Genomic DNA, 24,925 nt, shown 5'->3' with positions numbered 1-24,925 from the left:
GAAATAGGGAACAATTATCAATTATCAATTGTTAATTATCAATGCTCAATACTTAATTCCCCCTCACTCAAACCGTGAGCCTAAATTAGACTCAATCGCTCCCTCTGCTTGATTAGCCAAAAGTTTCAACTGTTCCAAGATTTCTCCTGGTGCCGATTGCCACAATCCCCGTTGATTGGCTTCTAGTAAACGTTCAGCCATATCCCGTAAAGCCCAAGGATTTTTAGACTGAATAAAAGCCTGGACTTTTTCCTCTAATAAATAAGCATTAGCCACCCCTTCATACATAAAATCTTCTACACATTGGGCTGTGGCATCATAGGCAAATAAATAATCTACTGTTGCCGCCATTTCAAAAGCACCTTTATAGCCATGACGCATAACTCCCGCTATCCATTTAGGATTGACCACTCGGGAACGGTAAACTCGGGCAATTTCTTCTTTTAAATGGCGAATTTTTGGATGACTGGGCAGGGAATTATCTCCGAAATATGTTGTAGGATTTTGCCCGGTAATGGCTCGCACAGCGGCCGTTAATCCCCCTTGGAATTGGTAGTAATCATCGGAGTCTAATAAATCATGTTCTCGATTGTCTTGATTGTGGAGAACAATCTGTAAGTTAGCCAGTCGTTTTTCAAAGGCTTCTGGGGCAGAATCGCCGAGTTTTTGGGGAGAATAAGCGTAACTACTCCAGTTTAAATAAGCCCGGGCTAGGTCTTCGTCACTACTCCAGTTTTGGGATTCAATTAACCCCTGCAATCCAGCCCCATAGGCTCCCGGTTTTGACCCGAAAATGCGATGTAAGGCACGAGTTTGAGCTTTTTCGAGTTCTAAGCCCTTTTCTTGCCAAAAGTGGGTTTCCTGCTGCACCTGATGGGCTAGGGGATTGTCGCTGGGAGATTCGGACAGGTTGGCAACGGCGGCGATCGCATGATAAACCAGATCAATCAGGTTAGGGAAGGCATCCCGGAAAAAGCCAGAAATCCGTAACGTGACATCTACCCGGGGGCGATTTAACACCGAAAGGGGCAGGATTTCAAAGTCTACCACCCGACGGGATAATCCATCCCACACCGGACGCACTCCTAACAAGGCTAACACTTGAGCAATATCATCTCCCCCTGTTCTCATGGTGGATGTTCCCCACACAGAAAGGGCTAAAGATTGGGGATATTCCCCATTTTCTTGGGTGTAACGCTCAACGACTAATTCGGCCGCTTTTCGCCCTATATCCCAAGCGGTTTCGGTGGGAATGCTGCGAATATCAACGGAGTAAAAATTACGCCCAGTGGGTAATACTTCTGGCCGTCCTCGGGTGGGTGCGCCCGATGCCCCACTGGGGATATATTCGCCGTTTAATCCGGCGAGTAAGTTCTGAATTTCTTGCTCGGTTTCTTTTAAACTGGGGTAAAGAAATCCTCGAATCCAGTTGAGTTCCTCTTGGGTTTTTTGACCTACCCAGTCCGAGAATTTGAGCTGAGGGTTATTCATCATTTCCTCGACTAAGAAAATGGCTTTTTGTTCCAATTCTTCTACTATTTTACCCGCTTTGGTGCTACCTTTAGCATGGTGTATAATTACGGTGGGTTCAACGGCGAAGGGGTCAAAATCATAACCCAAATCTTGGGCGAGGGCAGGGATTAATCCAGTGCGACCGAAGCTAGAATGTCGGGCAATGGAAATGATTAAATCCCGCAGTTGTTCCCCTTGGGGGCATTGTCCAAAAATGTGCAGTCCGTCGCGGATTTGGGCTTCTTTTAACTCGCAGAGGTAGCCATCGGCCAGGGTGAGAAATTGGGCTAAATGGCTGGGGCTGAAGTCCCCAACTCCCAAGTCTTGCGCCAGATTTTCCTGTTGGACTAATTGGGTAATGCGATCGCCAATTAAATTCAAGCGCGAAGGATCTAAGGTTTGAGCTTCGTAATATTCATCAATTAAAGCCTCCAATTGTTGTAATGCACCATATAATTCTGCCCGAGTGAGGGGAGGAGTTAAATGGTCTAAAATAATCGCTTGTCCCCGTCGTTTAGCTTGTGAACCTTCCCCCGGATCATTCACAATAAAAGGGTAAAGATTCGGAATTGTTCCTAGGGCAATTTCAGGATAACAAGTCTCAGCTAGAGCGAGACTTTTCCCCGGGAGCCACTCTAAATTTCCATGTTTCCCCACATGAACAATCGCCTGAGATTTAAACACTTCCCGCAGCCAAAAATAATAGGCTAAATAGTGATGAGTCGGTTCTAAATCTGGGGCGTGGTAATTTAAACTGGGGTCTAAATCATACCCTCGGGAGGGTTGAATTCCGACAAAAATTTTGCCCCATTGGATACCCGGCAGGGAAAAATCACTATCAGGAATTGTACCCCATCGTTCGATAATTGCGGCTTGTATTGATGGGGGTAAAGTGGCAAAATAAGCCCGATAAATCTCCTGAGAAAGGGTTTGTTGAACAGGTCTTAACCCTTGACTTTCGATGTCGTTTGTGCTATAAGAAACTAATTTATGAATGAGATCATCCCCAGAAGTTGGTAATAAATTAGATTCTGAGAGATTAGATTCTGAAAGATTACACCCCAGATCATAACCAGCGTCCTGTAATGCCCTTAAAATGCCCACACAACTGGCTGGAGTATCTAACCCTACCCCATTGGCAATCCGACCATCTTTGTTGGGATAATTGGCTAAAATAAGGGCAATTTTGCGGTCTTGGGGAGGGGTTTGTTTCAAGTCTACCCAACGTTTGGCACAGTTGGCGACAAATTGCAGGCGATCGCACCGAGGCTGATAAACCACTACATCCGTTTCTAAATCAGCATTCCAGCTAGCCACAGACTTAAAAGAAATCGCCCGAGTAATCACCCGTCCATCCACCTCCGGCAGTGCCACATTCATCGCCACATCCCGAGGCGTTAATCCCTGATCACTTTGTTCCCATTGTGCCTCTGTTCCCCCACTTAAAATCACCTGCATCACCGGAACATTTAAGCACTTCCATAATCCTAACTGTCCCTCTTCTCCCATTTTAGCCAAAGAAAAGCTAGTAGTATTCAGCAACAATTGAATCCCAGACAAATAGGCTAACAATTCCCCATGTAACGACTCATCCCGCAGCGACGAAACAAACACAGCCACCGGACATAACTCCAGTTTAGATAAAGTCTGAATGAGTCCATCAATAGGAGCAAGATTCCCCGCTAAATAGTGAGAGCGATAGAATAAAATTCCCACCTTCGGTAAATGATTATTAGCAGAAATAGGAGCATATACCCCCACATTTTCAACCCGTTGCGGAGGACAAGGATTATAATTTGTTCCGAGAGAAACATCCCCCACAAACTGTAAACCTTGGACAAAATTATCCACCCCACCTGCTAACAAATAGCTCCAAAGTTTATTAACAGCCGCCAAAGATATAGTAGAATGACTCATTAACTCCGGATCAGGACGATCATCCCCCGGAATTAACCATAAATCAATCCTCTCCCTCTCGACCCAATCTTCCACCACCTCCAAACCATAAGACCAATAGGATTGTCCACCTAACAAGCGCAAAATGATCACTTTCGCCTGACTTAACACCTGTTCCCCGTAGTGATCAATACTCAATTGTTGCTGTAATTGCAGTATATTCACAGCGCGGATTGCGGGAAAACCCACAGGTAAATGAGAAACCGCCGCCCCCAACGTTTGAATATCCGTATCTGCGGCCGAAAGGAATATAATAGGGGCAGGGGTTTGTTCAATCAGAATAACCCCCTCAGTATCAGGACTCCATCCTCCGGGTGTAGCAGCAATACGGTGCATAATTTGTCATTAACTCCTTGTCATTAACTCCTAGTGAATTATTTAAAAAATCTAGTTAGTTTAGTTCGTTCATTTAATTAGGGAACATTAGAAAAAAATCATGAATAACCCTCAAACAATTATACAGCAAAGTAAAATCATTGAGCGACTGATTTTAGATCGAAACACCACCGCCAAACTTGGCACAGTTGATCAGTTTTGGATTGACCCCCAAGGTCATGTAGTGGAAGGTTTAATCTGTAGACACGGCTTTTTAAATCAGCAGAAAAAATATATTTCTTGGTCACAGGTTCAAACCATTGGCGAAGACAGTATTTTAGTTGATAGTAGTGAGAAAAGCAAGCAGAAGCCGGGGAAGTTTTCTTTAATTATTGGTCATGAACTATGGAGTAATGAAGGAAACAAAATTGGGAAACTGGTTGATTTTGTTTTCCAGCGAAACACAGGAAAAATTCAAGGCTATTTATTTGTTAAAGAAGGCTGGAAAGGCGCGCTATTTGAAGGGGTCTACATCCTATCTCCTCTGGGTATTTCCAGCGTCGGAGATCAGCGTATACTGGTCTTGCAAGCCGCCTTAGATAAAGCGGAAAAATATCAAGATGGATTAGGGCAGCAATTTGAACAGGCGATGCAGTTTTTACAAGAAGATTACCAAAAAACTCAACAAGAAATAGAGGCGACCTTAGACGCGACTAGGGACAAAACCCGACAGGCCGCAGAACGATTAAAAGACACAGCCCAATTTATGACCCAACTCTTGCGAAATAACGAAGCAGAACCTAGTGAATTATCCACCCCTGAAAATGATATAATTGCTGAAGAAAATTCAGAAAATATAGATTCTGAAACCATCAAGGAGGAATAATGCACCATGCAGAGACAAGTTCATGCTTTACTGATTGTTGGCTTTATTATTGCCTCCCTTACCTTAATTTTTGTGCTACAAAATCCCGACTATGTGGCGATTAATTTTATCACATGGGAAGGAGAAACCCCCCTCGCTCTGCTATTAGTCATTACCCTAGCGAGTGGGGTGATAATTGGCTTAATTTGTGCCATTCCCACCCTATTTGCGAAAAATACCCAAATCGCTCGGCAAAAGCGCGAAAATAAGGAAATTCAAGAACAATTTCTAGAGGCTAAAACGAAAATTGAGAGCCAAGAAAAGCGAATTAAATATCTTGAATCTCATTTAAACAACGCTGATTTTAACCCAACCCTTGATTCCTAATGTTAGACACATTAAAGCACAAACTCATTGTTTCTTGCCAAGCTCCAGTAGACTCTCCCTTACATAGTCCTATCGTCATTACTGCCCTAGCGAAAGCGGCTATTTTGCGGGGTGCAGTGGGGGTGAGAATTGACACCCCATCTCATGTTAAAGCCGTGCGGGAACAATTGCCAACCGTCCCGATCATTGGACTGTGGAAACAGCAAATCCCCGGTTATTCGGTGTATATTACGCCGCGTTTTGAAGATGCGATCGCCATTGGGGAAGCGGGGGCGGATATTATCGCTATTGATGCCACTTCCAGACTTCGACCTAATTCAGAAAAAGTCCTAGATTTAATCTCTAAAATTCACCAAGACTTAGGAAAATTAGTCATGGCGGATGTGGACGATTTAGAGAGTGCTAGAATGGCCATTGAGGCTGGTGTAGATATAGTGGGTACGACACTATACGGTTACACCGAAAAGACCCAAGATTGTGACCCTCCGGGGTGGGATTTGTTACAACAAATGGTCAAAGAATTTGAGATCCCTGTAATTTGTGAGGGGGGAATTGCCACGCCAGAAATGGCGAAAAAAGCGTTAGATTTAGGGGCTTATTCTGTGGTTGTTGGGGGGGCAATTACGGGGGTTGATTTGAAGTTACAAGCCTTTCAAGCGGTATTTTCGGAGGGGAATTAGTTTTATACGGATTGCAACAATTTCCATCATTAATTATGATTAACAATATCAAAATATTTTCCTTTTTTGCAGGTTGTGGATTTCTTGATCTAGGCTTTGAAGATACTGGATTTGAGATAGTTTATGTCAATGAAATTAATCCTTCCTATCTTAACGCTTATCGTTACTCTAGAACCTTAATGGGTTATTCTCCCCCAGAATATGGATATTCTACGGCAGAAGAGGGAAATATTGAATATCTTCTGGAAGGGGAATCAGCTTTAAACCTTTGGTATCTGATCCAAGATGCTCGAAAATCTAGTGATTTCGTCGGTTTTATTGGGGGGCCACCTTGCCCTGATTTTTCCGTTGGAGGCAAAAATAGAGGTAAATATGGAGATCAAGGTAAGTTGTCATCTTCTTATGTTGAATTAATTGGTCAACATCAACCAGATTTTTTTGTTTTTGAAAATGTTAAAGGATTATATAAGACCCAAAAACATCGACTTTTTTTTGAGCAACTTAAAGCTCAACTCAATGAATTCGGATATATTTTAACCGAGCATCTTATTAATGCCATGGGATATGGAGTACCCCAAAATAGAGAAAGAATCATATTAATTGGCTTTTCTAAAAAACTTATGAATGGCCTAGGATGGTCGGGTTATTTTAAAAAAGATTCTATCCCATCGATTTACTTTCCTTGGAACTTATCCATAATTTACCCTAAAGAGCAAGTCTTTTCTCTGCCTTGGCCTTCTAATGAACCCTTTGGAGAAAATTCTGTAATTCCCTGTCCTGATGAAATTATTGAAGAACTGACCGTTGAATATTGGTTCAATCAAAATAATGTTAACCATCATCCTAATGCTCAAAACTATTTTAAACCTAGAGCCGGTTTACAGAAATTTTTGTCCATTGCGGAGGGAGATGATTCAAGAAAATCCTACAAGCGTCTTCATCGATGGCGCTATTCACCAACCGCTTGCTATGGCAATAATGAAGTTCACTTACACCCTTACAAAGCACGTCGTTTATCTGCTGCTGAAGCTTTAGCAATACAGTCTCTGCCTAAAAACTTTTGCCTACCAGAGCAAATGTCATTAACTGATATGTTTAAAGTCATAGGAAATGGTGTCCCATACTTGGCTTCTAAAGGGATTGCAAATAGTATTATGACTTTTCTCAGCCATCCAATCCAGTTATGGAATACTGAACAAGATTCTGTATATCAGTTAGAACTGCCTTTATCTCTTGCGTAAGCCTAGTTTTTATCCCATAAAAACTGAGTTTACTAATCTAACTAAATCTGCTTTTTTGTTATAGGTGTAAGTCCCATCTACTAACAACTCCTCCTTTTGGGTTATAATAGAATGAGGTGCGATCGCTTCTTGAAACATTTTGTGATCTGATAAAGTTATCTCACTACAAACCATATAATATTGCCAGTTTACCTGTAAATAACACTTGATTGCTTTAATCATTGCTGCTTCAAATAAAGGCTGATATCTTCTGTCTGGACGATTTGATGTTTTTAATGAAATGATGGCTCGAACTTGCTGAAACTCAAGAGAGCCTTTAAAATAATTAAACATATTGAACGAATTGGGATCATAAGATTGTTGAGTTAGAAGATTTTGTATATCCCTAAACTGTGTTGGATCATGATTCAAAAAGGCAATAATGTAATCAGGGCTAGAAAAAAATATATTTTGTGTTTGAAGTTTTTGCAATTCTGTTTTTTTAAATAAAGTCAAAAAAACAGATGGTATTTTTTGATAGGTGTCTGCTTTAGGGAGCGAGAATACCACCATAGATCGACCATTTTGTTGACTTATACTATTGGTTTCTACCACTATTTTTGACAGTAAACTTGTAGTAATAAGCTCGTTCCATCGACCTTTTGAATTATTCAGTGAACCCACTGTTGGGTTTAATTTGTATTGTTTTTGACATTCTTCTTTAACAAGGTGTTCAATTTGCAAAAGAACATCAGGAATCGAAATGCCTTTATTAATATGATTTATAATTTGTCGAGATAAATCTTGGTAAACCTTTATACTATTAGTTGCTACGTTCTGACCTGATCTAGTGCTAAACCACTGCAATGGATCAGTCCTATTCGTCACTCTCAACACCATAGTTTGCAAATAAATCAGACATTGATATGTTCAGAGCAAATGCCAACTTTTGAATATTCTCTAAGGAAGGGTTGCGAAAACCTCTTTCAATATCTGATATATAGGTTCTATGAAGACCCGACCGGAATGCAAGTTCTTCTTGAGAGAGTTCTAGTTCTTGGCGACGGTGTTTAATTGCTAATCCAAAGCGTTTTTTTATGTCTTTTTTGCTCACGCGGACAATCTTAGACTATATTTTTAGCCGTTTTCTACAGACTATAAGTGACATAAGCTTTTAGTCTAGGAGATTGCAGCATGAATCCTTAATCCGTGAGAATTTCTGGACTGAACCCACCCCTAGATTAACCCCCTCAAGCACCAGCCCGACTTGCTCGCAATTGACCACAAGCGGCATCGGCTTCTAATCCTCGGGAATAACGCACACTGACGGCGATATTATGACGCTTTAACTCCTGCATAAACTGTTCAATTCGCTCCTTGCTGGGGCGTTGATAATCGACCTCAGAAATGGGATTGTAGGGGATGAGATTAACATGGGTTTGGAAACCCCGTAAATGTTGCGCTAACTCGGCCGCGTGTTGGGGTAAATCGTTTAGACCAGCTAATAAGATATATTCAAATGTCACTCGTCGGCCGGTGATTTGCACATATTGGCGACAGTCGGCCATCAGTTGCTCTAGGGTGTAATGTTGGGCGCTGGGGATGAGTTTTTCTCGTAACTGTTGATTAGAGGCATGGAGACTGACGGCAAAGGTGACTTGTAACTGATGTTCGGCTAATTGAAGGATGCGTTTAGGGAGGCCGACAGTGGAAACGGTGAGCGATCGCTGTCCAATGCCTACATCATGGTTTAATACCCTCAGCGCCGTCACCACAGCCTCTAAATTAAGTAACGGTTCCCCCATCCCCATAAACACCACATGACTCACCCGTTGCTGAAAATCCTCCTGTACCGTTAACACCTGATCGACAATTTCATGGGGGTGGAGATTTCGTGTAAATCCCCCCTTCCCAGTGGCACAAAAATCACAGGCCATCGGACAACCCACCTGAGAGGACACACAAACCGTTAGACGTTTGGCGCTGGGAATGCCCACACTTTCAATGATTAAACCGTCTGCCAAGCGTAACAGGTACTTCCGGGTACCATCAGGGGCCACCGTGCGATAATGCACCGTAGAACGGCCAATGGTGACGTTTTCCTGGGCCTCCCGCCAAGCTTTGGGAAACACGGAAATTTCAGCCAGAGAATGGGCCCCTTTTTGATATAGCCATTGGTGCAACTGTTTCCCCCGATAACGAGGTTGACCTTGGGACTCAACCCAATGGGTTAATTCAGCTAAAGATTGACCCAGTAAAACGTCAGGAGGGGCGAGGGGGGGGGAGGAAATAGTCACGATGCTTAAACGGGATGAAGTGCCATGTTCCTCTTAAAAGTAGCACGAAAACCTAGGGTAGTTCACGATTCTACAAGCCTTAGCAAGCCGGACTTCTGCCTGTAGGTATCCCCCCATCAGTTAAAACCTTCTCCCCGCACCACCGCCACCACTCCGGCCTCCTCCACGACTGCCACCACTACTAGAACTCCGGCCTTTGCTGCCGCTACTACGACGACCGGAAGAAGAGGAAGAAGAAGACAGACGAGGAATCGCCTCCTCATATTCTTTGATGTAGTCACAACATTGACAGGACTCCGTGATACGTCTCAATCCGGTACTTGTTTGTGTTGGTCGTTTAAGCTGTTTCGATTTTTTAGAAACCGTTAATTCCTGTCCGACGGGACATTCTAAATACCCCCCATAACCCAACCAACCTTTCAGTTGAACATACCCTCGCAAATACACATCTTCACGAGCAACAGGGCGATTTTCAGGGGTCCACCAACCCTCAAACCGAATATTTCCCAAATTCTGGGCGACTTTTTGATGTTCGCTTAAAATCGATTGAACTGTTTCCTCATTTAGGGATTCCATAGGAACTTGAGATTGAGCATTACAAATGGGGCGTAAGTTATGCCGTTTTTCCTCGGCTTTAAATTGCCATTTCAAGAGGTAATGAGCAATGGGAAAACACCCTAACCCACTGATGAAAATACTGACAATTACTCCGGCTGTAATTCGTCCTAAACTGTCACTTAATGCTCCCAATAATGTCGGCACATATCCCCACACTTCGTTATAATATAATGTCCAAAAGAAGAAAAAGGTTAAGCTGCCAAAAATAGCCAGAAAAATAGTCGGGATTGATGTACTTAAACGTTGATAGCGGGGTAAGATCATTCCCAATAGACTTAGAGCTAAAATGTCACCGATTAAGTGGAAATCTAAATATAAGAGGAAGAAGATAATCACCCCCCCACAAATAGCTGAGAGAATCACAAACACTGACTGGGTTGAGGAGTCGCTAGTTTTGAGGGTTTGTAGGATTGCTGTGAGGGTATTGGATTTATAGAGTAAGAAGAGGAACAGTAAGAGGATAATAGTCACCCCAGATAATAGGGCTAGGTTAGGGGAAGCATACAAGGTTAGGATTAAGGGAATGGCGGTTAGGGTAAACAAGATGAAAAATGCACTCACTCGTAACCCTACATAAATGAGTTTCTCACTGGGGTCAAAGCCTTTGATTTTTTCATAATCTCCGGGCTTGACTAAAAGGGGTTCTTGTGTTTTATTCCGGGCTAATTGATAAAAGGGATAGGCAAAGAAAGCCGTAATTCCTGTAAAAATCCAGAGAAGATTAGGGACATTGGCGGCTGGGGATAAATTGGGGTCAAAGGTTTCATTCTGTACGACTTGAATTAAGGCTTGAGTTCCGGCTAAAATGCCGTTACTAAAATCATCATTTTGGAAGTAAGGCACAACATGATTATCTAAAATTCGCCCCACTCTACCATCGGGAAGAATGCCTTCTATGCCATACCCTGTTTCAATTTCAACGGCTCGATCTCCCACGGAGGTTAAAAATAAAATGCCGTTGTCTTGACCTGCTTTCCCAATGCCCCAAAGGTTAAATAATTCTGTGGTGAATTGTTTGGGGGTGAGGTCTTGATTAATTTGCGGCACGGTTACGATGACAATTTCTGCGCCGTTTTTTGCTTCGAGGTCGGAAATAATTTGATTTAATTGGTGTTCTGTGGTGCTATCAAGGACATCGGCCATATCTGTCACCCAGCCATCAGATAGTTGGTAGGGATTCGGCACTTGGTCGGGGGTGAGGGCATAACTCCAACCGGGTTGTAGGATAAGGCCAAGGGTGACGATAATCAGGGCGAATAAGGTTTTAAGGGGGTGTTGGTGATAGATCATGGTTTCAGTCAGAATGTAGAGAATATTTTCTACTGCGTTTTAAGGCTACCAATTCCAGCGATAAAATGGGGGAGTAGCGCAAGGTCTAAGACTGTTAGGGAATTATGCTCAAAGAAGTGGCGGAAGCAATCGAGCGTCAAGACTATAAGCGGGCAACACAATTATTAAAGCCCTTGATGGAAAAAGAATCGGATAATCTGTGGGTGCGGTTTTATGTGGGACGGGTGCAGGAGGCAACGGGACGACGAGAGATGGCTGAGAAGATTTATCGCTATTTGTTGCCGAAAACGTCGAATTTTAAACTGATTGCCCAAATTCGTCAGGGATTAGAGCGTTTGGAGGCGATCGCACAACAAGAAAAACAGGCCGCTCTAGACCAAGCCAAATCAGCCCCCGGTGGCGAGGATTTAGGGGTTTTAATCCTTGAACCTGTCCCCTCGGAATTAAAATCAACGGTGGCGGAATCCTTTGCCAAAATTATTAACACCGATGCCTATACCGCCCGTTTACAGATTCCCAGTCGTGGCTGGCGTTTATATCGCACGGGTTTAATGGGCGAACTAGAATACTATGTGGGCTGTTTGCAAAAGGCTCACATTCCCTGTTTTGCCCTCGCGTTGAATCGTTTGGAATTGATGCAGGTGTTGGAGGTACATTATTTTCAAACGGTGGATCAATCGGTGGTGGTTCGTTGTCAAAATAAGGAAGAGCAGGAGGGGAATTTTACCTTTGACTGGTCTGAAGTGCGGCAACGAGTGGACGGGCGAATTCCTCTGTTTGAATCGGTGGTGGTGTTTGATGCTAAACGGAATTTAAAGCGGAAAACCCAGACTCAAGATTATGTCCCCTTTTGTGATCTCCATATTCCCAGTCGCCATTGTATTTTGAGATTCTGCGATCGCAATTATCAATTTCGCAAAGGGATTAATCTAGAAACTTCCCCGGAAAACGCCCCCCATCATGCCTTAGAACAAGAAACCGTCAGCCAACACTGGAAACAACTGACTGCCTTTTTAGATCAACAACTGCCGGATATTCCTCTCTGGTCAGACTTCAGCACCTTTGCCGACAGTGCCACAGGTTTCCCAGAAATGTTACAGCGCATTCCTGCCCACGTCCGACTAGAACGACGACAACCCAGTGTTTGGGATGCCGCCTTTCAACTTTACAGTGGTTTGGTCTTTTGGCGCGATCGCCTAACTTCTTCCTAAAGAGTGTTGCACTAAGGAAAGAAAAGTGGGGCAGACCCTCCCCAAACTTACGATGCTCATGGTTTTTCCCTTAGCTTCCGTCTATCATACCAATACTTTGCAACAATTTGTTACAAACCTCCTCAGTTTTCTATTCAACTAGAGCAGGAGATTCTCCTTTTGGGTAGCATGAAGAGAAAGGGGGGTGGGGTATAGCACAAATGACCTCCTGTTTGAAACCACTTTCAACATTGATTAACTATGACCCAACTTGAGATTAATCTCCCCTACTTTGATTTAATCCTCCGAGGCTTTGCCGACGGCGACCGTGACCTTGAGCAAGCTTTTGGTCGTCATGTTCACTGGGGATATTGGGCAGACCCCAGTCATGCCCATAACACAGTAGAGGACTTTTGTCAAGCGGCTGAACAACTAACCCACGAAATTTACACCGCCGCCCTAGTGCAGGATGGACAAAGCCTCTTAGATGCCGGATGTGGTTTCGGCGGCACCGTGGCCAGTCTGAACGAAAACTTTCAGAATATGACCCTCACGGGGTTAAATATTGATGAGCGCCAGTTGGAACAAGCCCAACAAAAAGTCATCGCCCAAGGCAACAATCACATTCACTGGGTTGAGGGGAACGCTTGTCAACTGCCTTTTCCCGATGCTTCTTTTGACCGGGTGTTAGCCGTAGAATGTATTTTTCACTTCCCAGACCGAGGGCAATTTTTCCGGGAGGCCTTCCGGGTCTTAAAACCGGGGGGGTATTTAGCCCTATCAGATTTTGTGCCGCAAGGTTGGTTTGTGCCTCTCATTGCCTTACAAGCCCAATTACAAAATAGTTTACAAAATAGTGGCTTTTATGGGCGTTCTGATGTCACCTATGCTCTAGAGGACTATCAACGCTTGGCGGCCGAGGTAGGATTTCAGACCCATATTGAACGGGATATTACAGAGAATACCCTTCCCACCTATGATTTTTTACTCAAGTTTGGCGCTCGGAACGGTTATGACTGGTCACAACTCCCCGCTTTCGCAGAAACCTTGACGATTGCTTTAGTAAGTCGTCTTTGGTTGGTGAAATATATGATTCTCGCCTATCAAAAGCCCACTTTTCAATGACGCTCCCATTGCTCTTGGGCGGGTGTCGGGGAGCAGGGGAGCAGGGGAGCAGGGGAGCAGGGAATTGATAATTGATAATTGACAATTGACAATTGATAATTATTTCCGATTACCTATTCCCTATTCCCTATTCCCTATTCCCTATTCCCTATTCCCTATTCCCTGACCTTGACTACCCCACCGCTTGCAAGAGTCGTCCTCTTTGAGAGGCGGATAAGACTTTCACGTTGCCATCATCGTCTACATCGGCGATGACAGTTTCTTTGGGCAGGAGTTGACCTGTGAGGATAGCTTCCGCCAGACTGTCCTCTAACAAGTTCATAATGGCACGACGGAGAGGCCTTGCTCCTTGGCTGGGATTGTAGCCGACGTTGGCGACTAAATCTTTAAAGGCTTCGGTGACTTGTAGGGGGAGGTCATGCTGTTCTAGCAGGCGATCGCACACTTCCCGTAATAAAATATCTGCAATCTGCTTAACCTCATCTTGGGTCAATTGTCGGAAGACGATAATTTCATCTAAACGATTGAGAAATTCAGGTCGGAAATAATTTTTCATTTCGTCCATGACCTTCGTCCGCAGTTGCTGATATTGCGCTTCACTGTCATTGTCAGCTAGGTCAAATCCTAAGCCACTGCCGCCCTTTTCAATCACTTTTGACCCAATATTAGAGGTCATGATGATTAAAGTATTTTTAAAGTCCACCACCCGGCCTTGAGAGTCCGTTAAACGCCCTTCGTCCAACAGTTGCAGCAGGACATTGAACACATCGGGATGAGCTTTTTCAATTTCGTCAAACAAGATGACCGTGTAGGGTTTCCGTCGTACCGCTTCCGTCAGTTGTCCCCCTTCATCATAGCCAATATAACCGGGAGGAGAACCAATCAGTTTCGAGATAGTATGGGACTCCATAAACTCCGACATATCCACCCGAATCATAGAATCTGAGTCCCCAAACAGGAATTGAGCCAAGGCTTTGGTGAGTTCGGTTTTCCCTACTCCCGTCGGCCCCGAGAAGACGAAACTAGCGATGGGACGTTTGGGGTCTTTCATGCCCACTCTCGCCCGACGAATAGCCCGGGCCACAGCACTGACGGCATCATTTTGACCAATCAGGCGCTCGTGTAAGCGGGCTTCGAGGTGTAGGAGCATTTCCGACTCCGGCTGAGTCAGTTTATGCACTGGAACCCCTGTCCAAGAGGCGACAATTTCGGCAATTTCTTCCTCGTTGACAATGGGGGTGGGTAAAGTGTTGGCTTCGGGGTGTAGTTTTTTCTCAATGGAGTCTCGCACATGAACACGAGATCCCGCTTCATCGATTAGGTCAATGGCTTTGTCCGGTAGGAAGCGATCGCTAATATACCGGTCCGAGAACTGGGCAGCCGCGACGAGGGCCGCGTTAGAGATCGCGACTTTGTGGTGTTCTTCATAGCGCGATCGCAAGCCAAACAAAATCTCAATCGTCTCACTCACCGAAGGCTCATCAATCGTCACGGGCTGAAAACGCCGTTCTAGAGCCGCATCTCGTTCAATGTGTTTGCGGTACTCATCCAGCGTCGTAGTCCCAAGACACTGCATTTCACCCCGAGCCAGGGCGGGTTTTAACATACTGGCCGCGTCCACACTGCCCCCAATAGCCCCGGCTCCCACCAGATTATGAATTTCGTCAATCACGAGGATAATATTGCCCACCTGTTTCACTTCTTGAATGATGGACTTGAGCCGTTCCTCAAATTCACCCCGGAAGCGAGTCCCCGCAATCAGCGCCCCCATATCCAGCGCAATCACTTGTTTTCCTTGCACCAAGTCCGGCACATCGTTATTCACAATGCGTTGAGCGAGTCCTTCCGCGATCGCCGTTTTCCCCACCCCCGGCTCTCCCACCAGCACCGGGTTATTTTTCGTCCGCCGCCCTAGAATCTGAATCGTGCGCTCCAACTCCCGTTCTCGCCCCACCATCGGGTCTAATTTCCCCGCTTCGGCTAATTGGGTCAAGTTGGTGCTGAACTCCTCTAATTTGGGCTTAGACATCGGAGCCATACCGCCAAAAATAGACCCCTCTTGCCGACTCCCCATCGAGGGGGCGCTAGAGGTTGCCGTTTCCCCTAAACGGCGGATGATTTCAGTGCGAATTTGCAGGGGATTAATCCCCAACTTCTCCAAAACCTTAGCCGCCACACTATCCTGTTCTTTAACAATCGCCAGCAGCAAATGCTCCGTACCGATGTAGGTATGTCCCAGTTGGCGCGCTTCCTCAAAGGACTGCTCAAACACCTGTTTCGCCTTGGGCGTAAAGGGAATATTTGAAGGCGCATAGCCTGGACCGCGGCCGATTAAGCCATCCACCGCCTGCCGAGTATCTTTTAGGGTCAGGCCTAGAGTTCTCAGCACTTGAGATGCCAGCGCGGTTCCTTCCCCAATCAGGCCCAAGAGCAACTGTTCCGTTCCCACCAGATTATGTCCGGTACGTCGGGCTTCTTCTTGGGCAAGCATTACAGCTTTAATGGCAGTGTCAATAAAATGTTCAAACATAATGGCGGCAGTGATTAATGGACGGTGGACTGACTACTTTTGACTTTCTTTCTCTACTCTATCGATTCAGGATACAAGTTTCGTAGGGGTATATTCCGTACCCAGATGGGGGAATCCACTAACATTTAACGGGAGTCTGAGCGCAGCGATCGCCATCAGATCCGGGAGATGAGGGGTAGGGGGGTAATACCCCAAAGCAATCTCGGCAACGACTCCAGAGTTTCCCCATAACTCCTTTCCCTTTAATTCTACAATTCCCCATTAACAACTACCAATGATCACCCCTCAATTTCTATTATTTTCATTTTCCTCTTACTTAATAGTGTACCGGAAGGACTCAGCTGGGAAATTCGGTCAGGGGGAAAAACAAGAACTTTACTAAACCCTAAATAAGTTCATTTAAGTTCATTAAGATTAATGAACTTAATGGGCAAGACAGGTCAATTGAACAAAATTGTTGCTATCCGTCCCCTTCCTGCCAGTGAGGGAGGGAAGATAAGACAACCCGGCAAAACTTCGGTTTTGTGAGATGTAGTGTTCACACCACATACTCAGAATCAATAGGACTCACCTTGCCTTGATAAACCAACGCTTGATAGACCATCGCCACCGCTTCCCCTCGGGTGGCTTCCTGTTTGGGGTTTAAGTGGGTCACTCGGGGGTAGTTGACCACAAAACCCGCTTCTGTGGCGGCGGCGATCGCACTCCCCGCATAACTAGGAATCTCCCCTTGATCCTCATAGCGTTCCAGCCGACTTAAATCCCCACTAGGTAGCCCCAAACCACTCACTAAAGACACCAACAGATGCACCCGGCGTAAAAGCTGTTCCGGGTGGAACGTCCCATCGGGAAAACCCGATAAAAAGCCCCCTTGATAAGCCCGTTGAATCGCCCCCCATCCCCAATAATCCGGCAACAGGTCGAGAAATTGGGTTGTGGGGCGCATGGGTTGGGGGTTAAACACCCGGACTAACAAAGCCGCATATTGAGCGCGACTAATGGGGTCATTGGGGCGGAAACTACCATCAGGAAAGCCACTAATCCAGTCCAAACTGGCCAAACGTCGGATAAACGCCTCCGCCCAATGTCCCTCAATATCCGTAAAAGACGGCAGGTAGAAATCCGCCTCCACAATATAGGGGGAAATGAGGGCGGTTGTTTTCCCCGTCACCACCAGCGCCTGATGGAGGAAAGCCGCCACCTCCGCCCGGGTGATCTCCCGTTGGGGGTTTAAAGTCTTGAGGTCGGGATAATTAACCACTAGGCGCTTTTGGGTCGCAATAGCCACCGCTTGACTTCCATAGCTCGGGATTTGGGTGCGATCGCGATATAACAGCAACCCATCCAACGCCCCACCCGTTAGCCCCAAACCATTCACCAGCGCCACCAACGCCTGAATCCGAGTTAAATTCGCTTGCGGCCGAAAAGTCCCATCCCCAAACCCCGCCAAAAAACCCATCGCCGCCGCCTTCCCAATCGCCGCCGCCCCCCAAAAACCCTCCGGCACATCAGGAAACGTGAACCTTGTCCCCAACTGACGAGGTAAATCAAAACACTTCGCCAACAGCGCCGCAAACTCCGCCCGCGTTAACTTCCCCTCCGGTCGAAACGTCCCATCCGGAAACCCCCGCACCCAATCCCCGGCCGCCAACACCCGAATAAAATCCGCCCCCCAATGTTGTTCCAAATCCCGAAACGCCAGCGGCCCCATTCCGACCGTCGCCACCTGTGCCGCCACAAAATCCACCCGACCCTGTACCCGACTCGGATTTAACTGATTCCCCACCGAAACCAGCGTCTGAGTCGTTTCATTACTCAAATCCCCCTGCTCATTCTCCCGTAAAATATTTAACGCCGGGTCTTGGGGATGGCCTAAATCCGGTTTAGCCTGTTCCCGCACCACTAACCCCGTCATAGCGTTAAACTCCAGTAAATTGCGCCGTAACACAGGTTTCACCCGATGGGTGAGGTAAATCCCCACCCGATTTCCCCGTAACTGGTTATCCGCCAACAAGGGCGCGCTGTCATCACTCACCGTCATCCCATAGGCCGTTTTTTCGCATAAATTGCGGCGAATTTCCCCCTTCGCATTCCGTCGCAGGAAAATCCCACTAGCAGGCATTTCCACCAAGCGATTATCCGCAATCACAGGTTTAGCCGTCCCCGTGATAAAGATCCCCGCCAGGGGACATTGTGTCACCGTATTTTGAGCCACCGTCGGGGCGCTAGACTCAATCCAAATCCCGATCCCCTTCGCCTGACCATTGCGCACCGTCACCCCCCGTAACTGGGCTTGGTCTTGGAGTAAAACCGTAATATTTTGTTGTTGAAACGTGGGACTTTGATAAACACCCCCCCCAGAGAGGATCACCCCTTTTCCTTGTTGACTTTCCTGCCCAATCACCATCACCCCCGAGGGAATAATCAGGGGGAATTTCTCCCCACTTTGCCCATCATAAGTCCCCGGAGACAGGCGAATAATAGTATTTTTCCCAGCTTGGGTGAGGCTATAGGTGAGGGTTTTAAAAGGGGCATTTTGGCTGCCAGTGCCTTGATCTCGACCCGTTACAGGGTTGACATAAAGTGTCGTCATAACACAGTTTTCAGGTAAGGTCAGGGAAATATATTATTCTAACCCTCAGTCGGGGTGGAAAATTTTTCCTTTTGCCCATCATACTCTAACCCTTCCCAGACGTAGATCAAACCCACATCAAGAGTCCTGACCCTTGCTCAACAGCCCCAAGACCAGAGAACCTGAAGAGTTACAAGTTAAACTGGGACTAGAGTGGGCCAGTATCAATTATGATCAACAGCGTTAGCCTAGAAAACTTTAAAAGTTATCGTTCCGGTACATTAAAACTCTCTCAATTAACCGTTTTAATTGGGGCCAATGCCTCTGGAAAAAGTAACCTGATTGAGGCTTTAAGATTTTTAGCCAAAATTGCCCAAGGGGAACGTCTAGGGTTCATCAATTCCCCAAACAATTCCCGCCTGCAACAACCCTTTCGGGGTCAGGTAGAGGATCTTTTTTATCAGCGTTCTCAAAGTTTTAGGTTAAGATGTGAACTCGAATCAGTTGATCGTCCTGATTCATGGGGAATTTTTGAAATTAAGGTCAGTGTAACCCCTGACGGAGAACTATATATTGAACAAGAATCCATTAAAGATTCGGGTTCTAACGTGCCATTATATGAAATAATTAGTCCTCCTCAAGGGGCTGGCAGTGATGTTTATGTTGCCTACAATAACTTTGCTAGAGGGGGAAAAAAACCGAAGATTGTTTGTAGTAGTCAAATGGCTATTTTTACCCAACTTTTGAGCGAAATCCGCTTTCGTGAAGAAAACCAAAAAAGTCGTCAAAGAATTCCGAAAACCGCGCAAAAATATGCCAACATCTTAAACCATATTATTTTTTTGCAACCTGAACCCAGTTTAATGCGGAATTATAGTCATAAAACAGATAAGATTTTAGCGGAGAATGGAGAAAATTTATCCGGCGTTATTTATAATATTTTCAGCAAACCTTATGATCTTACCTTAGCTCCTAATCTGTCTCCATCTAACTTTAAAGACCAGATTTTAGATTTTATTTGTAGCCTACCGGAACAAGACATTAAGGACATTCAGTTTATTGAAACCCCCAGGGGGGAAGTCATGTTACAACTGATAGAAACCTTTGGGGGAGAAGAAACGGCCTATGATGTCACCATGTTATCGGATGGAACACTACGAGTTTTAGCGATTGTTGCTGTTCTTTGTTCTGCACCTCAGAACAGTTTAGTTGTGATTGAAGAAATCGACAATGGAATACATCCCAGTCGTGTCAACTCTCTGTTACAGAAAATTGTTTTTCTGGCTTGCCAGCGCTGTTTAAAAGTTTTAATCAGCACCCATAACCCTGCATTACTGGATGCCATTCCAGATTCTGCTATTCCTAATACTGTCTTTTGTTATCGCAGTCCAACGGATGGTTCAAGTCAATTAGTGACGTTACAAAATATTCCAGATTATCCCGAACTAATTGCTCAAGGAACCGTGGGACATTTAATGACAACGGGGATATTAGAACGATTTGTTAAAGAATATCCCGGTGCTGAAGAAAAACGGAAAAAAGCTCTAGATTGGTTCGCGAGTTTAAATGGTTAAGTGATGAGATAACTATGCCAGATGTTGCCATTGTAGATACTTCTATTTTTTGCAATATTCTCGATATTCCCCAGCGCAATGAAAATCGAGATCAGGTGATGAGAGAGTTAAAAACTTACCTAGAAAGTAATACTAACTTACTCTTGCCAATGGCGGTAATTTATGAAACCGGAAATCATATTGCCAACGCTAAGGGGGAGAATTTAGACGGCAATAAAAGACGTACACTTGCGGAGACTTTTGTGCAACAAGTACAGATGGCTATTACAGGGAAAGCACCTTGGCGTGTTCTCGAAGTTCCGACTACACAAGAGATTAAAGACTGGCTCACTGAGTTTCCTGATAGTGCTATGAAGGGGGCAGGAATGGCGGATTTATCGATTATTAAGGAATGGTATAAATTAAGAGAAAAAATCCCTAATCAACGGGTTTTTATTTGGTCTTTGGATCAGCATTTACAAGGCTACAGTTCTCATTGAAAATTTTGAACGGGAATCTGGATGCTGCATTTTAAGGATTGACCTTGGGGGAAAAAATCAAAAAGGCTTGCCTTTTTCCGACTTTCTCTCCCCCCTGTTCCCTGTTCCCTAACCTCACGAACAGAGTTATTCAGCAAGTCCTAATTAACTCCCTACAAATGCAAATTATCCAAATGATCTGTATTCACCGACTCCAACTTAATTAAAATCTTCGGTTTCAACTTCTCAAACTCTTGACGTAATAGGGTTTTACTCATGGTGGATTGATTACTTCCTCTCATGCCATGACTATTGTTCGCCCAATGGAGCAAACGCTTACATTGATCAGGATCAATCGTCGAGTGCATCACATACTGACACTTATTAGACGGATCATCAACGGCAAAAAATAACAGCCGATAACTGCCCGATTCTCCTAATAAACGAGTCGTGCGCTGCCCCATCGGGGTTTTTAAATCTAAATAACACGGTAGCCAACGGGGGCCAAATTCTCGGTTATAAAGCACCGTAATCCATAACAACATCGGATGAGGTGCAGTCAAAAACAGAAACTGATTGTAGCGGGTACTGAAACGACGATTCAGAATATCCTGACGATCTAACATACTCCACAACGTGGGAAAAACGCCTTGACTGGTGCGCAATAAACGGGGAAAAACAATCTTTTGCCGGGGTTTATTTTCTGGCCAAGGCATCTGTAAACATAAATCTTCTAAAGAAGATTGAGTGGGAGACTCTTTTTCTTCGGAATTTTTAGCCCGGTGAGTGCTTGGAGAACCCCGATTCTCAAATCTCTTTTCAAGGGGTTCAATCACCCGCAAGATATCCGCCATATTTTGGGGTCTTTCTTGGGGATGTTTGGCCAGACAAGACATGACCAGCTTCTCTAACTCTACTGGGAGTTTGAGATCATGGGGGAAGGGAACGGGGGAAAATTCATGATGCGCTCGATACCATCCCCCAAAGGAATTATTTTCCGGTAACAGGGGCATATCTTTGGTCAACATTTCGTACATCATGACCCCGAAGCTGTAAATATCAGAACGGTTGTCTAGTTCTTTCCCTTCCATTTGTTCGGGGGAACAATAAGCTAAAGTTCCCATGAAAGAATGGGTCTGATCTCGGTTCGCTTCTACCAGTTTGGCTATGCCAAAATCAAGGATTTTAACTAATTCGCCCAGGGTAACATCTTCAACTAATAGAATATTGCTGGGCTTAATATCACGGTGGATAATTTGACTAGGTTCTTTTTTAAAAACAATGCCTTTGTGGGCGCAATCTAACCCTAGACAAATTTGCCGAACAATGCTTAAAAAACGGGGGAGGTTAATGGTTTGAGTTTTAATAATATCACTGAGGTTGTCACCTTCTAAAAACTCCATGACATAGTAAGGAACACCATGTTCATCTACTCCATAATCCCGCACCCTAACGATATGAATACTTTTTTCTGCTAATAGTGCGCAAATGGTCGCTTCTCGTTCAAAGCGATCGCGCATTTTTTGATTAAGCAATGTTTGCGCCAAAAACTTAACGGCTACGGTGACATTGCCTAACAACATATCCTCGGCACGATAGACATGGCCCATCGCGCCTTTCCCTGCTAATTCAACGAGGCGATAGCGATTCGCAAGCACGCGCCCCTCATTGGGGTCCGATGCTATACGAGCATTTTTCGGGTCTTTCGTCATGACTCGGCTCCAATTCCGGAGAACAGAATTGTCTGCTCAAACTTCCAAAGAATTAATCAATGTCCCTACAATTTGGGTGGGCAAAATGACGGTTTTACCAAGTTTTTTATTTCAAGGGTTCATTTTTCAATTCTTTATCTTTTATACTGTACCGTTTGACTCAATTTGTAGCACTCAATTGGTACGGCTTAACCTTGTCGCTGTAAAATCGCCTCCATTGTACTGGTTAAAGAATACCCAGTCATAATCCCACTAGATAAGAAGTAAGTATTATCATCCAGTCGATAGAGGGTTTCAAAGCCACTTCGCCGTTGACGATCATCATCACTCAGGACTATATAACGCTGCACAATGGACTCTGGTGCAACCCAGCCTTCTCCTTCTACTCGACCTAAAAGACTTTGCTGAAGAACAAAATTATATTGACGTTCACCAGCTTCTAGACGACCCCGATATTGAAATGCAATTTCTTCTCGCTCGCCACCGGGAAAAATTAGTTTTGTCACCCAAGTGAACCAATTTTCCTGGCTCCAAGCAATAATAGTCTTTCCTTTCAAAGGAATTGGCAAGCTGTCACGCTCCAACCAATTTCCTTGGAGAGTCCAACGCCCCTCCTCTAGTAAAAAGGTGTGAGCCACGGTCTTATCCTTGAGTTTGAGATGTCAGATTGAGGGACGGTGTTCTGAGTTAGACCCACTTCAGATTGACCCTGATCTGGGTTGAGAATGGGATGTTTCATGGATGGGGCAAGCTCCCAAGTGTAGAGATCGGATCTGGTTTGGAGGGCAGTACACCAGAATGCCGTGGGAAACGTCCCGACGAAGGCGATACACCCTAAAAACTGAACCAAGAAATAACTTGTGAGTTGACCTCTGTTGATCCATCTTATCAAAGTTTGGCGTTGATTGTAGACAGTTGACGGGCTGTTATTGACTCCCTCCCCAAATGAGGGAAGACAAAGGAACGCATCCGATACTTGTTTTTAAAGCGTGGGAAGCCAAAACCTTTAGCTTTCATCTTTGAGGACGGGGTTTTATCGCTCCCTCAAACTGCCTCTTTCTAATAAACGGGGTGCATATCACCGAGGGGTAGGGCTTGACTTGCTCCGGTGACGCTGGGTAGGTTGCCGGGACATTGGGTCACATAGCGCCAGTAGGCGAGGATGGCAAAGGCGATCGCTTCTTTGTAGTCGGAGTTTAACCCCAGTTCATCGGTGGTGAGGAGGGTGGCGGGGGCAAGATGGGCTTGTAATCGTTGTTTGAGGTAGCTGTTCCGACTGCCTCCCCCACAAATCAAGACGCTATCGGGCCGGGTGGGGAGGAAGGTTTGATAACTGTGGGCGACGGAGGCGGCGGTTAATTCGGCGAGGGTGGCTAGCCAGTCGGCATCGCTGAGGCTGTAGGTTTGGGCGGTTTGCCAGCACTGTTGGAGGTAGTCGCGGCCAAAGAGTTCCCGTCCGGTGGATTTGGGGGGGGCTTGTTGGAAAAAGTCCTGCTGGAGCCATTGCTGGACTAATTCTAAACAGGGGGTGCCTTGGGCGGCCCAGGTTCCATCGGCATCATAGGTCTGTTGCCCTTGGGTAAGTTGCTGTACGGCGAGGTCTATGAGGATGTTGCCGGGGCCGGTGTCCCAGCCGATGATCTGTTCTTCCCAACGGGTTTGTTCTCGGGGGGGGAGATAGGTGACATTGCCGATGCCGCCGAGGTTTTGGATACAGCGTTTCTGGTGGGGGTGGCTGAGGAGGTAGGCATCGATGCGGGAGACGAGGGGGGCGCCTTGTCCGGTGGCGGCGATGTCGGCGGCGCGAAAGTTGCTGACGGTGGGGATGCGGGTGTAGTAGCTGATTAGGTCGCCCCGTCCCAGTTGGAGGGTGTAGCCGAGGGGGGTGGCGGCTTGGGGGTGTTGGGGGGGACGGTGGAAGACGGTTTGACCGTGGGAGCCAATGAGGGCGGCGCTTGAGTTGTGGTCTTTTTGGATTTTCTGGGCGGCTTGGGCAAATTGCAGGGCGATCGCATCATCTAGGGCGGCCCACTCTGGCATGGATAGCACCCCCCCTCCGGCAACGGTCAGAATTTGCGCTCTCAGGTCGTCTGGGTAGGGGTAAGTGGCTCCGGCAATAAATTCTACCTTGAGGTCAAAATCAGAGCCTGTGAGGTCTACGAGGGCGGCATCAATGCCATCAACGGAGGTGCCGCTTATTAAGCCAATCACTTTCATGGGGGATTTTGGAAAGATAAACTATTATATCGGGGTGAGGGTGCGATCGCCAATCCTTGTGAGTGATAAGTTAAACTTCAAGGTTGTTTCTTTGCCCGTCCTCTCGGGAGAATCGTTAAAATCAAGGTTGTTCTCAATTCCTCTTTGCGCTATGTCCCCTATCAATCCCTACACCCTGCGACTGCAAATTACTCGAATGTTTGAGCAGAATCAAACCTTTTTTGTGGAAATGAAGGTTCATGATTGGCTCCGAGAACGGAACGAAGACCCCGCAGAATACGATTTGACACTCCACTGCCTAAAGGCGAGTGGATTCTTTCCTCATAGACTCTTGTCTAGCCAATCAGAAATTGACCCCGACAGAACGTCTCCGAAAGCATTTTGAATCACGGGCTGTCCGACCGCGA

19 protein-coding genes and 1 pseudogene are annotated in these 24,925 nt (G+C 45.6%); 9 read left to right on the top strand and 11 right to left on the bottom strand.

The genetic code is table 11. The annotated features are described in order from the left end of the window. Positions 1 to 63: 63 nt before the first annotated feature. Positions 64 to 3,804: a cobaltochelatase subunit CobN gene (gene cobN / locus K4A83_RS10720; RefSeq protein ID WP_265264528.1), complete on the bottom strand. Its 3,741-nt coding sequence runs from the start codon at positions 3,802 to 3,804 to the stop codon at positions 64 to 66. A 100-nt stretch (positions 3,805 to 3,904) separates the two neighbouring features. Between cobN and K4A83_RS10715 the strand changes: the two genes are divergently transcribed. From K4A83_RS10715 to K4A83_RS10700, 4 genes are read left to right on the top strand one after another with little or no spacing between them, the layout of a single operon-like run. Further along, entirely contained in the window at positions 3,905 to 4,669 is a 765-nt protein-coding gene (locus K4A83_RS10715) for a PRC-barrel domain-containing protein (protein ID WP_265264527.1), read from the top strand. A gap of 6 nt (positions 4,670 to 4,675) precedes the next feature. Further along, positions 4,676 to 5,035 (top strand): LapA family protein, encoded by a 360-nt coding sequence (locus K4A83_RS10710; protein ID WP_265264526.1) that lies wholly within the window; start codon positions 4,676 to 4,678, stop codon positions 5,033 to 5,035. Further along, positions 5,035 to 5,715: an N-acetylmannosamine-6-phosphate 2-epimerase gene (locus K4A83_RS10705; protein WP_265264525.1), complete on the top strand. Its 681-nt coding sequence runs from the start codon at positions 5,035 to 5,037 to the stop codon at positions 5,713 to 5,715. Before K4A83_RS10710 ends, K4A83_RS10705 begins: the two co-directional genes overlap by 1 nt. 35 nt (positions 5,716 to 5,750) lie before the next feature. Next, a complete protein-coding gene (locus K4A83_RS10700; RefSeq protein ID WP_265264524.1) occupies positions 5,751 to 6,956 on the top strand; it encodes a DNA cytosine methyltransferase in 1,206 nt (401 codons plus the stop codon). A gap of 9 nt (positions 6,957 to 6,965) precedes the next feature. Here the strand turns inward: K4A83_RS10700 and K4A83_RS10695 are convergent, their stop codons facing one another. The 4 genes from K4A83_RS10695 to K4A83_RS10680 form a co-directional block, all read right to left on the bottom strand. Next, a complete protein-coding gene (locus K4A83_RS10695; protein ID WP_265264523.1) occupies positions 6,966 to 7,802 on the bottom strand; it encodes a Cfr10I/Bse634I family restriction endonuclease in 837 nt (278 codons plus the stop codon). A gap of 10 nt (positions 7,803 to 7,812) precedes the next feature. Beyond that, positions 7,813 to 8,049: a helix-turn-helix domain-containing protein gene (locus K4A83_RS10690; RefSeq protein WP_265264522.1), complete on the bottom strand. Its 237-nt coding sequence runs from the start codon at positions 8,047 to 8,049 to the stop codon at positions 7,813 to 7,815. A gap of 136 nt (positions 8,050 to 8,185) precedes the next feature. Next, positions 8,186 to 9,232, bottom strand: coding sequence for a 23S rRNA (adenine(2503)-C(2))-methyltransferase RlmN (gene rlmN / locus K4A83_RS10685; RefSeq protein WP_265264521.1), 1,047 nt, complete (start codon positions 9,230 to 9,232; stop codon positions 8,186 to 8,188). Positions 9,233 to 9,352: 120 nt separating this feature from the next. Next, positions 9,353 to 11,140: a TPM domain-containing protein gene (locus tag K4A83_RS10680; protein WP_265264520.1), complete on the bottom strand. Its 1,788-nt coding sequence runs from the start codon at positions 11,138 to 11,140 to the stop codon at positions 9,353 to 9,355. Positions 11,141 to 11,244: 104 nt separating this feature from the next. Here K4A83_RS10680 and K4A83_RS10675 point away from each other — a divergent pair, with 104 nt between their 5' ends. Further along, the gene (locus K4A83_RS10675) at positions 11,245 to 12,351 is read left to right on the top strand and encodes a tetratricopeptide repeat protein (RefSeq protein WP_265264519.1); all 1,107 of its coding nucleotides are present in this window, start codon (positions 11,245 to 11,247) and stop codon (positions 12,349 to 12,351) included. Positions 12,352 to 12,591: 240 nt separating this feature from the next. After that, positions 12,592 to 13,455, top strand: coding sequence for a class I SAM-dependent methyltransferase (locus tag K4A83_RS10670; RefSeq protein WP_265264518.1), 864 nt, complete (start codon positions 12,592 to 12,594; stop codon positions 13,453 to 13,455). Positions 13,456 to 13,627: 172 nt separating this feature from the next. Here K4A83_RS10670 and K4A83_RS10665 read toward each other — a convergent pair whose 3' ends face one another. Beyond that, a complete protein-coding gene (locus K4A83_RS10665) occupies positions 13,628 to 15,985 on the bottom strand; it encodes an ATP-dependent Clp protease ATP-binding subunit (protein WP_265264516.1) in 2,358 nt (785 codons plus the stop codon). 538 nt (positions 15,986 to 16,523) lie between these two features. After that, positions 16,524 to 18,578: an S-layer homology domain-containing protein gene (locus tag K4A83_RS10660; protein ID WP_265264515.1), complete on the bottom strand. Its 2,055-nt coding sequence runs from the start codon at positions 18,576 to 18,578 to the stop codon at positions 16,524 to 16,526. A 209-nt stretch (positions 18,579 to 18,787) separates the two neighbouring features. Between K4A83_RS10660 and K4A83_RS10655 the strand changes: the two genes are divergently transcribed. Both K4A83_RS10655 and K4A83_RS10650 read left to right on the top strand, forming a co-directional pair. Continuing rightward, positions 18,788 to 20,131 carry an AAA family ATPase gene (locus K4A83_RS10655; RefSeq protein WP_265264514.1) on the top strand — a complete coding sequence of 448 codons (1,344 nt, stop codon included), beginning with the start codon at positions 18,788 to 18,790 and terminating at the stop codon, positions 20,129 to 20,131. Between the two features lie 14 nt (positions 20,132 to 20,145). Continuing rightward, positions 20,146 to 20,610 carry a hypothetical protein gene (locus K4A83_RS10650; protein WP_265264513.1) on the top strand — a complete coding sequence of 155 codons (465 nt, stop codon included), beginning with the start codon at positions 20,146 to 20,148 and terminating at the stop codon, positions 20,608 to 20,610. A gap of 152 nt (positions 20,611 to 20,762) precedes the next feature. Here K4A83_RS10650 and K4A83_RS10645 read toward each other — a convergent pair whose 3' ends face one another. The 4 genes and pseudogenes from K4A83_RS10645 to K4A83_RS10635 all read right to left on the bottom strand — a co-directional run bounded on the left by K4A83_RS10645 (position 20,763) and on the right by K4A83_RS10635 (position 24,518). Then, positions 20,763 to 22,301: a serine/threonine protein kinase gene (locus K4A83_RS10645; RefSeq protein ID WP_265264512.1), complete on the bottom strand. Its 1,539-nt coding sequence runs from the start codon at positions 22,299 to 22,301 to the stop codon at positions 20,763 to 20,765. A gap of 188 nt (positions 22,302 to 22,489) precedes the next feature. Further along, positions 22,490 to 22,939, bottom strand: coding sequence for a hypothetical protein (locus K4A83_RS10640; RefSeq protein WP_017304637.1), 450 nt, complete (start codon positions 22,937 to 22,939; stop codon positions 22,490 to 22,492). 289 nt (positions 22,940 to 23,228) lie between these two features. After that, positions 23,229 to 23,318: pseudogene (locus tag K4A83_RS23150) on the bottom strand (RNA-guided endonuclease InsQ/TnpB family protein); the annotation flags it as partial. A 42-nt stretch (positions 23,319 to 23,360) separates the two neighbouring features. Next, entirely contained in the window at positions 23,361 to 24,518 is a 1,158-nt protein-coding gene (locus K4A83_RS10635) for an anhydro-N-acetylmuramic acid kinase (protein WP_265264510.1), read from the bottom strand. A 151-nt stretch (positions 24,519 to 24,669) separates the two neighbouring features. Here K4A83_RS10635 and K4A83_RS10630 point away from each other — a divergent pair, with 151 nt between their 5' ends. Further along, complete coding sequence (locus tag K4A83_RS10630) at positions 24,670 to 24,903, top strand: hypothetical protein (protein ID WP_265264509.1); 234 nt, start codon at positions 24,670 to 24,672, stop codon at positions 24,901 to 24,903. Positions 24,904 to 24,925: the final 22 nt, after the last annotated feature.

This window comes from Spirulina subsalsa FACHB-351 (genome assembly GCF_026130165.1).
Taxonomy (GTDB): domain Bacteria; phylum Cyanobacteriota; class Cyanobacteriia; order Cyanobacteriales; family Spirulinaceae; genus Spirulina_A; species Spirulina_A subsalsa_A.
This window is presented reverse-complemented; position numbering and strand designations above follow the sequence as displayed.

What these genes read in the sequence shown, in the direction of transcription:
- cobN (WP_265264528.1), bottom strand. Translation starts at nt 3,804, where the DNA reads ATGCACCGTATTGCTGCTACACCCGGAGGATGGAGTCCTGATACTGAG.
- K4A83_RS10715 (WP_265264527.1), top strand. Translation starts at nt 3,905, where the DNA reads ATGAATAACCCTCAAACAATTATACAGCAAAGTAAAATCATTGAGCGA.
- K4A83_RS10710 (WP_265264526.1), top strand. Translation starts at nt 4,676, where the DNA reads ATGCAGAGACAAGTTCATGCTTTACTGATTGTTGGCTTTATTATTGCC.
- K4A83_RS10705 (WP_265264525.1), top strand. Translation starts at nt 5,035, where the DNA reads ATGTTAGACACATTAAAGCACAAACTCATTGTTTCTTGCCAAGCTCCA.
- K4A83_RS10700 (WP_265264524.1), top strand. Translation starts at nt 5,751, where the DNA reads ATGATTAACAATATCAAAATATTTTCCTTTTTTGCAGGTTGTGGATTT.
- K4A83_RS10680 (WP_265264520.1), bottom strand. Translation starts at nt 11,140, where the DNA reads ATGATCTATCACCAACACCCCCTTAAAACCTTATTCGCCCTGATTATC.
- K4A83_RS10675 (WP_265264519.1), top strand. Translation starts at nt 11,245, where the DNA reads ATGCTCAAAGAAGTGGCGGAAGCAATCGAGCGTCAAGACTATAAGCGG.
- K4A83_RS10670 (WP_265264518.1), top strand. Translation starts at nt 12,592, where the DNA reads ATGACCCAACTTGAGATTAATCTCCCCTACTTTGATTTAATCCTCCGA.
- K4A83_RS10665 (WP_265264516.1), bottom strand. Translation starts at nt 15,985, where the DNA reads ATGTTTGAACATTTTATTGACACTGCCATTAAAGCTGTAATGCTTGCC.
- K4A83_RS10660 (WP_265264515.1), bottom strand. Translation starts at nt 18,578, where the DNA reads ATGACGACACTTTATGTCAACCCTGTAACGGGTCGAGATCAAGGCACT.
- K4A83_RS10655 (WP_265264514.1), top strand. Translation starts at nt 18,788, where the DNA reads ATGATCAACAGCGTTAGCCTAGAAAACTTTAAAAGTTATCGTTCCGGT.
- K4A83_RS10650 (WP_265264513.1), top strand. Translation starts at nt 20,146, where the DNA reads ATGCCAGATGTTGCCATTGTAGATACTTCTATTTTTTGCAATATTCTC.
- K4A83_RS10645 (WP_265264512.1), bottom strand. Translation starts at nt 22,301, where the DNA reads ATGACGAAAGACCCGAAAAATGCTCGTATAGCATCGGACCCCAATGAG.
- K4A83_RS10635 (WP_265264510.1), bottom strand. Translation starts at nt 24,518, where the DNA reads ATGAAAGTGATTGGCTTAATAAGCGGCACCTCCGTTGATGGCATTGAT.
- K4A83_RS10630 (WP_265264509.1), top strand. Translation starts at nt 24,670, where the DNA reads ATGTCCCCTATCAATCCCTACACCCTGCGACTGCAAATTACTCGAATG.